This is a genomic window from Ferruginibacter sp. HRS2-29, assembly GCF_024343615.1.
GTDB lineage: Bacteria > Bacteroidota > Bacteroidia > Chitinophagales > Chitinophagaceae > Ferruginibacter.
Genome location: NZ_RJUB01000125.1, coordinates 27,820 through 41,190, shown reverse-complemented (window position 1 = coordinate 41,190; position 13,371 = coordinate 27,820). Strand labels below are relative to the sequence as shown.

Annotated in this window: 11 protein-coding genes; all 11 read left to right on the top strand. The window is 47.3% G+C overall.

What is annotated here, in order from left to right:
- The first annotated feature begins 180 nt into the window (after positions 1-180).
- The 11 genes from EGI32_RS13105 to EGI32_RS13055 all read left to right on the top strand — a co-directional run bounded on the left by EGI32_RS13105 (position 181) and on the right by EGI32_RS13055 (position 13,366).
- Positions 181-957: a polysaccharide biosynthesis/export family protein gene (locus EGI32_RS13105; protein ID WP_255155815.1), complete on the top strand. Its 777-nt coding sequence runs from the start codon at positions 181-183 to the stop codon at positions 955-957.
- Positions 958-969: 12 nt separating this feature from the next.
- Entirely contained in the window at positions 970-3,405 is a 2,436-nt protein-coding gene (locus EGI32_RS13100) for a tyrosine-protein kinase family protein (protein WP_255155814.1), read from the top strand.
- A gap of 116 nt (positions 3,406-3,521) precedes the next feature.
- Positions 3,522-4,046 carry a UpxY family transcription antiterminator gene (locus tag EGI32_RS13095; protein ID WP_255155813.1) on the top strand — a complete coding sequence of 175 codons (525 nt, stop codon included), beginning with the start codon at positions 3,522-3,524 and terminating at the stop codon, positions 4,044-4,046.
- A 184-nt stretch (positions 4,047-4,230) separates the two neighbouring features.
- Positions 4,231-6,024, top strand: coding sequence for an asparagine synthase (glutamine-hydrolyzing) (gene asnB / locus EGI32_RS13090; protein WP_255155812.1), 1,794 nt, complete (start codon positions 4,231-4,233; stop codon positions 6,022-6,024).
- Between the two features lie 16 nt (positions 6,025-6,040).
- On the top strand, positions 6,041-7,171 hold the full coding sequence (locus EGI32_RS13085; protein WP_255155811.1) for a glycosyltransferase family 4 protein: 1,131 nt from the start codon (positions 6,041-6,043) through the stop codon (positions 7,169-7,171).
- A gap of 122 nt (positions 7,172-7,293) precedes the next feature.
- Positions 7,294-8,172: an ABC transporter permease gene (locus tag EGI32_RS13080; protein WP_255155810.1), complete on the top strand. Its 879-nt coding sequence runs from the start codon at positions 7,294-7,296 to the stop codon at positions 8,170-8,172.
- 14 nt (positions 8,173-8,186) lie between these two features.
- The gene (locus EGI32_RS13075) at positions 8,187-9,473 is read left to right on the top strand and encodes an ABC transporter ATP-binding protein (RefSeq protein ID WP_255155809.1); all 1,287 of its coding nucleotides are present in this window, start codon (positions 8,187-8,189) and stop codon (positions 9,471-9,473) included.
- Positions 9,449-10,378 (top strand): FkbM family methyltransferase, encoded by a 930-nt coding sequence (locus EGI32_RS13070; protein ID WP_255155808.1) that lies wholly within the window; start codon positions 9,449-9,451, stop codon positions 10,376-10,378. The genes EGI32_RS13075 and EGI32_RS13070 overlap by 25 nt, the downstream gene beginning before the upstream one ends.
- Before the next feature lie 164 nt (positions 10,379-10,542).
- Positions 10,543-11,355: a glycosyltransferase family 2 protein gene (locus EGI32_RS13065; RefSeq protein ID WP_255155807.1), complete on the top strand. Its 813-nt coding sequence runs from the start codon at positions 10,543-10,545 to the stop codon at positions 11,353-11,355.
- A 5-nt stretch (positions 11,356-11,360) separates the two neighbouring features.
- On the top strand, positions 11,361-12,404 hold the full coding sequence (locus EGI32_RS13060) for a glycosyltransferase family 2 protein (RefSeq protein ID WP_255155806.1): 1,044 nt from the start codon (positions 11,361-11,363) through the stop codon (positions 12,402-12,404).
- Positions 12,401-13,366, top strand: a complete 966-nt coding sequence (locus EGI32_RS13055) for a glycosyltransferase family 2 protein (RefSeq protein ID WP_255155805.1) — start codon at positions 12,401-12,403, stop codon at positions 13,364-13,366. The genes EGI32_RS13060 and EGI32_RS13055 overlap by 4 nt, the downstream gene beginning before the upstream one ends.
- The last annotated feature ends 5 nt before the right edge of the window (positions 13,367-13,371 follow it).

The following is a 13,371-nucleotide window of genomic DNA, read 5'->3' as shown; positions in this document are numbered from 1 at the left end:
AAGGTTGCCTTTTTAGCTTACTAAAGGCTTGATATTTAGTTATTTAAACATAACATACGCTTCCGGAATTTATGTTTCAGATTCTGGATAATTTTTACGAGTTTTGTAAACCTCCATTAAGGATGGAAATATTGTCAAATTTCAATGAATAGATCTCCCTTTTTTCTAAAGCCAGTCCCGATGTCAAAACTTCTGGTGTGCCTGTCATGTCTGATGCTGCTTTTTACTTCCTGTAAAACAGCCAAAGAATCCCAGTATTTCAAGACCATGACTAAAGACACTACCATTACCGGTTTTGTAAACAATGATTTTGAAGCAAAGATCAAAGCGGGCGACAACCTCAGTATCGTTATCACCAGCCTGAGCAAAGATGAAGATATATTGTTCAACCAGGCTGCGGGGGAGATCGTCAGCGGCAATTCCACTGCCACAACCGGTATCGGTTTTCTCGTTGCCACAGATGGAACAGTAGCATTGCACCGGCTGGGTAGTGTAAAAGCGGAAGGTAAAACCAGGAAAGAGTTTGCGCTCTACCTGCAGAATGCGATGTTGCCTTACATGAAAGACCCTATCGCGAATGTATATTTCTTAAATCACCGTGTAACAGTAATGGGGGCAGTAAAATCGCCACAGGTATTGAGCCTGCCGGGTGAACCGCTCAGCCTGCTGGATGCGATCGTGCTCAGCGGCGATATGATAGAAGCAAGCAGGAAAGACGATGTGATGATCATACGCGAAACAGGAAATGAAAAAACAGTAAAACATATCAACCTGGAAGACCATTCCTTATTTAAATCTCCCTGGTATTATGTACAACCCAACGATATCGTATATGTGAAACCGGATATCGAAAAAATGGAACGCGAAGAAAAACGCAGGCGTGTCCAGACTACCGTAACATTGATCGCTTCCGGAGTTTCATTGATCCTTATCATAGCCGACAGGATTTTCAGGTAAACCAATTTTTTTATGAGCGAAGAGCAGTTTTTTAATGAAAAGCCGCAGGCAAATATTTTACGTCAGATTGTAAACCGTTTTCTGCCCTATTGGCCAATATTCATATTATTCACCGGTATTGCGCTCAGTATCGCTTATGTATATCTCCGTTCCCAGACCAAAATTTATGTAGCTTCCGCGAAAGTACTCCTCAAGGATCCACAGAAGGGTGGAAGCGACAGCAAAGTGCTCGACGCCTTGAATATTTTCGGCGAAAAGAAAATTGTTGAAAATGAGATCCTCGTATTGAAGAGCTCCTCGCTGATGCAGGAAGTGGTGAAATCGCTGAATATTTATGCCTCCGTTTTCAACAAAGGAAATGTTCAGACAGAAGAGCTGTACGGAGATAATTCCCCCATTGTATTTGAAGCCATTGACAAGGATAGTATCAACGGGGGAGGCCGCCACGAATTTGATATCCTCTGGGATAAACGCATCGTGCAGATAGATGGAAAAAATATCCCTTTCGACGGGGTATACACCAACAACAGGACCTCTTACAGGCTCCGCATCAATCCCACGTATAATACCAACCTCCACGGAAAAAATTATTTCGTAGTATTCAATACCATCGCTTCGGCAGCGGGCCCGCTCAGTGGAAGTATCAAGGCAGCGCCTTTGTCTTACCAGTCTACCGTACTCGACCTGAAGATAGAAACGCCCGTTCCGGAAAAAGCTAAAAATGTACTCAACAAACTGTTTGAAGTATATAACGTTGCCGGGATAAAAGACAAAAACCAGATCGCGGCCAATACCATCAACTTCATCGATGATCGTCTGAATACCGTGATCGCCCAGCTCGACAGTGTAGAACGCAACATCGAAACGTATAAATCACGCGAAGGCATCACCGACCTTACCGGGCAGGCTTCCATTTATTTCAACAATGTAAGGGAACTCGACAAGCGTAAAAGCGATCTTGATCTGCAACTGGATGTACTCAATGGCCTCGAGCGTTACGTAAACAGCAAAGGGCAGCGTGCCGGTACGGTTCCTGCATTGCAACTGGTGACCGATCCGATCCTGAGCTCATTGCTCACGCAATTGTACGCGGCCGAATTCGATGCCGGAAAAGCCAATGCCGAAGGCGGTGCGCAAAGCAATGCCGTGGTACTGGCGGAAGAAAAAGTGAGCCGTATCAAAAAAGATATCCGCGAGAACATCGGCAACATCCGCAATACCTTCCTGACAGAATCAAGGAGCATCAACGATAATATTTCACTCAACAACAGCCTGCTTCGCAGCGTACCCGGCAAAGAAAAAGGGTTGCTCGAGATCAGCCGTCAGCAGGCTATCAAAAATAACATCTACACCTTCCTTTTGCAAAAAAGGGAAGAGACCGCCATTTCCTCAGCGTCTACATCCGCTGACCTGAGGGTGCTGGAAAACGCTTCGTCCGGTGGCCCGATCCGCCCGATACCAAGTAAATTTTACTGGACGGGTTTCATCATAGGCCTGCTCGCGTTCATTTTGTATGTGCAGATACAGGAGCAGTTCAACAATAAGATACTTTTCAGAAGGGAAGTGGAAGATAAGACCAAAGTGCCGGTGATAGGCGAGATCGTACAATCCCCTACCAAAATGCACGTAGCTATTTCGGAAGGTAAGAGAACCGTTATTGCCGAACAGTTCCGGGCACTCCGCACCAACCTTGGTTTCATGGGCTTCAACGACAAGGAAAAAACCTTGCTGGTGACCTCCAGTATTTCCGGTGAAGGAAAAAGCTTTGTGGCCACCAATCTTGCCATCAGTATCACATTGACCGGAAAAAAAGTGGCGTTGCTGGAGATGGATCTTCGTAAACCCAAGCTCAGCAGGCATCTGAATGTAAAACGTGATCCGGGTATCTCCAGTTATCTCGTGGGAAAAACCACCCTCGATGAGATCATCAAGCCAACAGATCATGCCAACTTATTCCTTGTTACGGCAGGGCCGATACCACCTAACCCTACAGAGTTGATCGGTAAACCCAGCTTCGCCGAAATGATGGAAAAGCTGAAAGAACGCTTCGATTATATCATTGTCGATTCAGCGCCGATCGGTCCGGTTACCGATGCGCAATTGCTCAACAAGTATGTTGATATTACCGTATACGTGATACGCCATGCCGTTACCCCTCACAGCTTCCTCAACCTGGTGGAAAGCCTCAACAGGGAAAAACGCTTCAAGAACATGTGCGTAGTTTTCAACGGGATAAAACCACGGGGGGTTTCTATATTCAACTATGGTTTTGGTGGTTATGGAAACGGGTACGGTTATGGCTATGGATATGGCTACGGCTATGGTTACGGCTATGGCAACGAGGCAAGCAGTTACTATACTTCCGAAGGGGAACAACCAGGCTTTAAAAACCTGTTTGGTGTGGTAGGCAAAGTGAAGAAATTATTTAAAGGAAAACGTAAAAGATAAAGGCAGCCGGGCATCCCTCTCACGGGGGATGTTTACTGTTTTTCAGACATACCGCTACAGGGATTGCATACTGTAGTTTTCAAGCCATTTTCTCTTCCGTTACAGAATAACTGTGATTGAGGAGCAGCGAAGCTTTGTCCATGACCGAAAGTAATTCAACCTGGTACGTAGTTTATACCCGCCCCAGATGGGAAAAGAAAGTGGCTTCCAACCTTGAATCCAAAGGCATCGAATATTATTGTCCGCTCAACAGGGTACAGAAACAATGGAGCGACCGGAAAAAAGTAGTACTCGAACCGCTATTCAAAGGCTATGTTTTTGTAAACATCCATGAAGCCGCCAAATGGGATGTGAAACTGGTAGACGGCATCGTGAATTATGTATACTGGCTGGGCAAACCGGCGGTAGTGCGGGAAGAAGACATCGTGACCATCCGGAAGTTCCTGCAGGAATTTGAAAATGTGGAAGTGACAGATAAAAACCTTGACGTGAACAAGACCGTGATCGTAAAACAAGGGGTGCTCATGAATTACAAAGGTATCATAGTAGAAGTAAGCGGCAACAAAGCAAAAGTAAAAATAGACAGCATGGGGCTGGAGCTGAGTGCGATATTCGATAAAAGCAACCTCGAAGCAGTTTGAGGAAAATGCTGGATACTGGCAGTTCATAATTTCAGAACTTCGCTCAGTTCCTTGCTGCGATGATCCAGCATCCAGCAACCACCATCCAGCATCTACCACCTAACCTAATACACTTCCAAACCTAAACAACCCCGCGGTTGTCGGTCGTCGGTTATCCGTCGTCCTTCCGCCGTCGTTTTCTCTTATGTGCAGGATAGCAGGCAAAATAGACAGATCCATTCCTTTTGAAACCATCCGGCAGCAGGTAGACCATATGTGCGACCTGCAGCGCCACGGCGGTCCCGATGGGGAAGGCCGTTATGTATCACCCGAAGATCAGCTGGTACTGGGGCATCGCCGGCTGGCATTGATAGAGCTTTCGGCCCTCGGCCATCAGCCCATGCATTACCGCGACCGGTACGTGATCACATTCAACGGAGAAATTTACAATTACAAAGAGCTCAGGACCGAATTGAAAAAAGAAGGATATGAGTTTCATGCTCACTCCGATACCGAAGTGGTCCTGGCGGCTTTTGCAAGATGGAATACGCAGGGTTTTTCGCGGCTGCAGGGAATGTTCGCATTCGCCCTGTGGGACCGGCAGGAAAAGGAATTATTTCTTGTCCGTGATGCGGCGGGCATCAAACCGCTCTATTATCATCTGTCGGATACCGGTCTCGAGTTCGCTTCTGAAATACGGGCGTTCTCCTATTCCGGCCACAGGCACGTGGAAAGCAAGGAATGGCCGGTGCTCCAGCTCGCCTATGGGCATATTCCCGAGCCGGTAACAACCCTCAGCAATGTGAGGCCGCTGCACAAGGGTTGTTTCCTGAAATATAAAGCTGCAACAGCAACTACCAGCCTTCAGAGTTTTTCCTTTTATACTTTTTCCGAAAAGATCACCAGCCGCGGACAGGCGGTCAGCGATACAAAAAATAATTTTGAAAAGGCCGTCACCGGCCATTTACTTTCCGATGCCCCGATAGGCGTGTTCCTGAGCGGCGGTGTCGATTCCAGCATCATCACCAATATTGCGGCAGCAACGCAGCAGGAACATCTCAATACATTATCACTTTATTTCAACGAAGAAGCGTTTTCCGAAAAACGATACCAGGATATCCTGATCGAAAAGCTGCAATGCAGATCATCGCAGCATTTACTGGTAGAGCAGGAATTTGAAGCATCCTTCGCCACGATACTGGATGATATGGATATGCCGAGCTGCGATGGCATCAATACCTGGTTCATCAGCAAGCATGCGGCAAAACAAGGCCTCAAAGCCGTTTTGTCCGGCATAGGTGGCGATGAATTATTCGGAGGTTATCCTTCCTTCGGAAGAATTGCTACCGCCAAAAAATTACAACGCCTGCCGGATGCGGTACTCAACGCCGGAAAAAGAAATTCGAATAAACGCGTCAGCCGCCTGGCTTACCTTCAGCTGGAGGGCATCAAAGGGCTCTATCTTTTTCTGCGCGGGCAATTCACCCCAATACAGATCGCCACACAGCTTGGCTGTACCGAAAAGGAAGTCTGGGATACGCTCGAAAGCACACCCGTTTTTCCGGTAACCGATAGTCTTGCCCCTAAAAACGAAGCCAGCTGGATGGAGATGAACCTCTATATGCAAAACCAGTTGCTGCGGGATGCGGATGTGATGAGCATGGCGCACGGGCTTGAAATACGCGTGCCGTTCCTGGATGATACACTCATCCGCCAAACCTGCTCCATAGCACCCGAAGTAAAATACGCCGGTGAACATCCGAAACAACTGCTCATCGATGCATTCAGGACCGATCTGCCGGATGCCATCTTCAATCGCAAAAAAATGGGCTTCAGCTTTCCGTTCACCGAGTGGCTGGGAAACAGTGAATATGTAAAAGAACTGATGGCCGGAAGCGAAAAGAACACCCAACTCAATTACCAGAAATTCCGTTCGGGAAACCTGCATTGGAGCAACCTGATGTCGCTGATATTGCTGCGCAAAAGAAAAGCCGCATAAAAACAAACAGATAGTTTTGGCAAATAATATACTTTTTCTGACGCTTCGTACTTTTTCCGCCACCGGCGGGATCGAAAAAGTATGCCGCATCCTCGGCAAAGCATTGTATGAGAACAGCATCGAAAACCATCAGCCGTTCGAGATGTCCAGCATGTACGACAACAGTTCCGATGCCGAAGGGAACCTCTACTTTCCTGCGGAAAATTTCAACGGGTATGGGGTAAAAAAATTGAACTTCATTGCCGCCATGGTAAAAAAAGGCGTGAAAGCCGATACCGTGATACTCAGCCATATCAATCTGTTGATGGTAGGGTGGATGATCAAAAAAATATCCCCCTCCACGAAGATCATATTGCTGGCGCACGGCATTGAGATATGGGATGCTATCAGCAATCACAAAAGAAAGATGCTGAGAAGCTGCGACCAGGTAGTTTCAGTAAGCAGGTATACCATGAACAACATCATCGCTTCGCATGGGCTGGATAAAAAACGTTGTTCTGTATTGAATAATTGCCTGGATCCCTTCCTGGCCATTCCATCGGTCAATAAGAAACTACCGGCGTTACTTCAAAAATATGGCCTCAACAAAGACGACAGGATATTGATGACGCTTACCCGGCTGTCTTCCAAAGAACGTTACAAAGGATATGATAAAGTGATCTCTGCTATCGCAAATCTGAAAGACAGGCTGGAAGTAAAATACCTCATCGCCGGAAGTTATGATGAGCAGGAAAAGAAATTTTTGCAGGAGATCATCAACAACCTGCAATTGCAGGATAGGGTGATACTCGCCGGTTTCATACAGGATGAAGAACTGGAAGCACATTTCGCCCTGTCGGAAGTATACGTGATGCCCAGCAGGAAAGAAGGGTTCGGCATCGTATTCATCGAAGCGATGTATTACGGCCTGCCGGTGATAGCGGGTAATAAAGACGGATCTACCGATGCCTTGCTCGATGGTAAACTGGGGCAGCTCGTAGACCCTGAAAATACGGAAGAAATAACCCGGGCGCTCGAAACCGTTCTTGAAAACCCGCTGACATATAAACCCGATCATCAGCTACTGATGAATAATTTCGGGTATGAAACTTATAAAAGAAAACTGCATCGATTGTTGCAGCTTACCAACGCACCAGTTACAAATTAGAATAGCTGTCAGCCTGAGCTTGTCGAAGGCGAAATCAGGCAAAGAAAACCTTCGACAAGCTCAGGCTGACAGCGTAAGTGATAATCTTATATAACTTACAACTCATTACGAACGAATTAAATATGGATACGCAAACCACCCGGGGTTCTGACAGTACCGCCGAACATTGGGATACCGTCATAGAACCCCGTGCAAAGCTGCTCGACCTCAACCTGGCTGAAGTGTGGCGCTACCGCGATCTGTTGTGGCTTTTTGTAAAACGCGATTTTGTATCGCAATACAAACAGACCATACTCGGTCCGCTATGGCATTTTATTCAGCCCATCTTTACCACTGTCATTTACATGTTCATCTTCGGACAGGTGGCCGGCATTCCTACCGATGGTATCGACCGCATCCCTTTCTACATGAGCGGGATCGCGATCTGGAATTATTTCAGCAGTTGCCTTACCGCCACTTCTTCCACTTTTGTAGCCAATGCCAATATTTTCGGTAAAGTATATTTTCCAAGGCTGGTGATACCGTTGAGCAGCGTAATGAGCAATATCGTAAAATTCGGTATCCAGTTTTTTTTATTGCTGGTAGTGCTCAGTTGGTTTGGCGTAAAGAACGGGCATTTTCATTTCGGCCTCAGCTGGCTGCTCATACCATTGCTGGTGTTGATGATGGCGGGCCTCGGGCTTGGGATGGGCATCATCATTTCATCCCTCACCACCAAGTACCGCGATTTCAACGTACTTATCGGTTTTGCCGTGCAGCTGCTGATGTATGCCACTCCTGTGGCGTACCCGCTTTCTTACCTGAAAGATAAAGGGCTCGGGGGCTGGGTGGCATGGAACCCGCTTTCACCTATCGTGGAAGCATTCCGTTATTCAATATTCGGCGTAGGGCAATTGGATGTACAGGGATTGCTGTTCAGCGGCACGTTCATCATCATCGTAGTGATGATAGGGCTCGTCATGTTCAGCAAAGTGGAAAGATCATTTATGGATACCGTTTAATTTTTTCCGACAACATGAACCAAACCGTCATAAAAGTAGAAAATATCTCCAAGCAATACCGCCTGGGTGCAGTAGGTACGGGCTCCCTGGCGCATGACCTCAACAGGACATGGCACCGCATCCGCGGAAAGGAAGACCCTTACCTGCAGATCGGCGATGTGAACGACCGTTCGCAGAAAGCCAGCAGCGATTATGTATGGGCGCTCCGCGACATCAATTTTGAAGTAGCGCAGGGCGAAGTCACCGGCATCATCGGACGAAACGGCGCCGGCAAAAGTACGTTGCTTAAAATACTCAGTCGTACTACTGCTCCTACTACCGGCCAGATAAAGATCAAAGGAAGGGTGGCATCACTGCTGGAAGTAGGCACCGGGTTTCATCCCGAACTCAGCGGCCGCGATAATATCTTTTTGAATGGCGCCATATTGGGCATGACGAAAAAAGAGATCAAATCAAAGTTTGACGAAATAGTGGATTTCGCCGGTGTGGAACGCTACATCGATACCCCCGTAAAAAGATATTCCTCCGGGATGTACGTGCGCCTTGCATTTGGCGTAGCCGCACACCTGGAGCCGGAAATATTGATCGTGGACGAAGTGCTGGCTGTTGGCGACGCGGAGTTTCAAAAAAAAGCCCTCGGCAAAATGAAAGACGTAAGCGGAAAAGAAGGGCGGACGGTGTTGTTCGTAAGCCACAATATGGGCGCCATTTCCAATCTCTGCAACAATGTGATCCTTCTGCAAAATGGTACCAAGACATTCCAGGGCGATACATTTGAAGGGATCCGCAGGTACCAGGATCGCGACAATCAGTTATCAAAAGAAACGATCCTTGAGCAACTGAAGAAGATCGAGGATGAACATTTTGAATTCATCGATGTAGAGATATTGCAGGAAGGCGAAGCCAAACAGGAATACGGTTCCGGAAAAGAGATCGTAGTAAGGTTTCAGTACAAAGTTAAAAAAGCCGTACTCGGCCTCCGGGTTGGTATTGATTTGATAGAGCAACAATCGGAGATCGTGTTGTTCCGCACTTTTCACGATGATGAGTACCAGGAAATGAATTACACACAGCCCGGCACCTACACTTCGGAAATGACACTCGACAGCGATTTCCTCAATGCCGGCAATTACCTCATCAGCCTCTCGGTAGGCATCCATAATGTAAGATGGATCTCCTACGACAGCATCCGGGTGCCGCTGGCGATCACCACATTGTTCGGACTTAATAAATTTTATTCAGACACAAGGCCAGGCCTCATAATGCCAAGAATCAAATGGGAAACAAAAAATTCACTCTAGAAAGGCTCGGGTCTTATCTCGAGATAAAATTCAATATGGTCGTGCGTTCCATCAACCGCAAGACCGGTAAGATATTGGCCGGTTCACACGACCGAAATGTGAAGAGGGCCGAAAAGGAATGGGACGACCGCTTCCAGGGGAGATCTTATTTTGAGCATACGATCAACAATTCCATCCGGATCAATCTTTACAAAGACAGCATCCTTTCAAAAGTGATCGTGGATGGATTTGAGGAGAATGAGATCGTATTCATGCAGAAATTTTTGAAGCCGGGCGACACGTTCCTCGACATCGGTTCCAACATCGGCCTGTTCTCGCTCCTGGCTTCCGGCATCGTTGGCGCCAACGGGAAGATCATCGCTTTTGAGCCATCGCCGCTCACTTACAGCAGGCTGATGGAAAATATCACGCTCAATAATTTCACCAATATTACCGCAAGGAATATCGGTTTGTCCGACAAGCCCGGCACACTCGAAATGCAGCAGTCCGATAATGGCTACGATGCATGGAACACTTTCGCGCCGGCCGATTCCGGCAAATTCCATAAATCGATCTCCGTTCCTGTCGCTACATTGGACGATGAGCTTGCGGGAGTAGAAAAGGAAAAGGTAGCCCTGATAAAACTCGATGTGGAAGGCTGGGAAAAATATGTGCTGGAAGGTGGGTTGCAATTCCTCCGCGATCATTCACCCACACTCATCATAGAATTTACCGATTCCAATACATTTGCTGCAGGATATTTTGTGCAGGATATTTTCACCCTGCTCGAAAGCCTCGGCTATCAATGGTTCACGTACGAGAACGATCAGCTTGCCGTTGAAAAAATGCGGCTGCATTACCCATACAATAATCTCATCGCTACAAAGAACGAAGCAAACGTTCGCCAACGCATCGGGATCGCTTAAACAATACCGCAAATGTAAGCTACCCGTCACTGAACATCCAACCGAACGGACTTCACAGATCATACCCGTCCGAACAGCGTCAGCCGGGCTGGCATCACCGATCATAGATCATACATCACAGATCACAGATCATAGATCATAGATCATACATCATACATCATACATTGCTTCTCTCCATCATCACCATCAACTATAACAACGCTGCCGGCCTCGAAAAAACCCTGCAAAGCGTTTTTTCCCAAACCTGCCGCGATGTTGAATATGTGGTAGTAGATGGGAACAGCACCGATGGAAGCAGGGCATTACTGGAAAAAAACAGCGCTTCCATTTCCAGATGGGTGAGCGAACCGGATACCGGCATTTACAATGCCATGAACAAAGGCATCCGTTTATCGACAGGTAAATACCTGCTGTTCCTTAACAGCGGCGATACATTTGAAAACAACGATGCCTGCCGTCACCTGCTCGATGCCATCAAAGACGATGTAGATATCCTTTATGGTAACCTCAAAGTGATACTGCCTGATGGCAGCACCACGATGTTCATCGCGCCGCCGCAGCTCACGGTCGATTACCTGCTCAAAGGAAGTTTGTTCCACCCGGCAACCGTTATCAGCCGCCGGCTGTTTGACGAGTACGGATTGTACAGTGAAGACATGAAGATCGTTTCGGACTGGGCTTTCTTTTTCAAAACGATCGTTACCGGCAATGCACGTTGTGTGCACCACAATAAAACCGTTTCCGTTTTTTACAAAGATGGCATCAGCAGCCACCCCGATAACCGGCAGTTGCTGCTGAAGGAACGGCAGGATTACATCGATGCGAATTTTCCTCACGCTGTGCGCAACCTGCTGCACGAACACGGAACATTGACCGAAGAGAACAGGCGGCAATATTATGCCTTCAACAATAAAAAAGTCTTACTCAAACAATTCATGAAAAAACTGCGGGAAGATATCCTGCGCAGGCTCAAATAAAACCCTTGCCCGTTTTCAGTATCATAGTGCCGGTTTACAATGTGGAAGCTTACCTCAGGGAATCTGTGGGCAGCCTGCAGCAGCAATCCTTCACGGATATTGAGATCATTCTGGTAGATGACGGTTCTACCGACAACAGCGCAGCGATAGCCGACGAACTGGCTGCGTCCGATCAACGCATCAGCGTATACAAAAAGAAAGGCGGTGGCGCCAGTACGGCCCGCAACCTCGGGTTGAAACATGCCACAGGTACCTACATCTACTGCATGGACAGCGATGATATTGTGGCGCCCGGTATGCTGGAGCAGCTCAACAATGTTTTTGATACACAAGGCACCGATCTTGTGGCATTCACGGCGGTTTCATTCCTGGATAAGGATTTTGCGGGTGCCGATAATACTGTGCCCGACCTCAGTTCTAATTTTTATGCACGTAATTTTCTTGCGGAAAAAAAATATACCGGGAGGGAATTTTATCAGTGCATGACAGATGAAAACAATTTTGTGGCGAGTGTTTGTTTGTTTGCCGTAAAACGCGGACTGCTCACACAACAGCAGATACACTTTCATGAAGGCATCATGCACGAAGACGAATTGTTTTCGCGTACCCTTTTCCTGGCTGCGGAAAACGTTTATTTTTTGAAACAACCGTTTTACCAGCGCCGCATCCGGGCCAATTCAGTTTCTACCCGCAACCCCGATCCGCATAAGGCATTTTCATTGCTCACTGTAGCCGAAGGGATTGAAGAATTGTATAAAAAATATTCCATTACCGCTTTGCGGGACGACAGCAAACAATTTGTCCGCTGGACGATCGACTGGCTGCTTACATTCAAAGAACGTACAGCCGAATATGACAAAGTGCTTCGCCAGTTGCTGCGCTCGCCGGTGACAAAAAATATCGACATAGGTTTCAAAACGACCATGCACCTGAAGTATAAAAAATTCGGGCAGTTGCAGCAATCGCTGGTGTCGATGAGGATGAAACTGGGATTGCGTACCCGGCTGAAGTCACTATTACGAATGAATACTTCCCGTCAGCAATCATGACAAGCACCACACATACATCGCCGCTGGCGCCCATCGTGGTGTTTGTGTACAACAGGCCTGCGCATACCTTGCAGACACTGCAGGCGCTGGCTGCCAACAGGGAAGCGGCAGGTTCCGACCTGTATATTTATGCCGATGGCGCTAAAGCAGGGGCATCGCAGGAAGACCTCGACCGCATTGCACAAACACGTGCCGTGATCAGGCAGCAGCAATGGTGCGGGAATGTTCATATAGTGGAATCCGCTTCCAATAAAGGATTGGCGGCTTCGGTGATAGAAGGCACTACCGCGGTGGTGCGCAAACACGGAAGCGTGATCACGCTGGAAGACGATGTAGTGGCCGGCCGTTTTTTTTTGAAATACATGAACAGGGCTTTGCATAAATATGCCAATACACAAAATGTATACATGATAGCCGGTTATATTTTCCCGGTAAAAAAGATCGCCCGCAGCAACCGTTCTTTCTTTTTACCTTTAACCACTACCCAGGCATGGGGTACATGGGAGCGGGCCTGGAACAGCTTCGATACGAAAGCCACCGGGTATGAAGCGCTCAAAACGGATGCTGCATTGCGCAACTCTTTCAACCTCGATGGTAATTTTGATTATACCTCGATGCTGGTGGAGCAGATGGAATCCGACAGGATCAGTTCCTGGGCCATCCGCTGGTGGTGGTCGGTATTCCGGCAAAAAGGCCTGGTATTGTACCCCGATAAAAGCCTGGTGAAAAATACCGGCTGGGATAATTCAGGTACACACTCGGGTGGCGAAAATCCTTTTGAAGAAAAGGATTGGGAGGAAGGATATGAGATCACGCATTTCCCGAAGGCTGTAAAAGCGGATAGTAAAAAATTTAGCCAGTTAAAAAAATATCTTTACGCTGCTTTCAATTCTCCTAAAAAAGGATTGCTTGAAAAAAATATAAATCGATTAAAAGGATTTATAAAAGGGAGGAAAAAATAATCAGT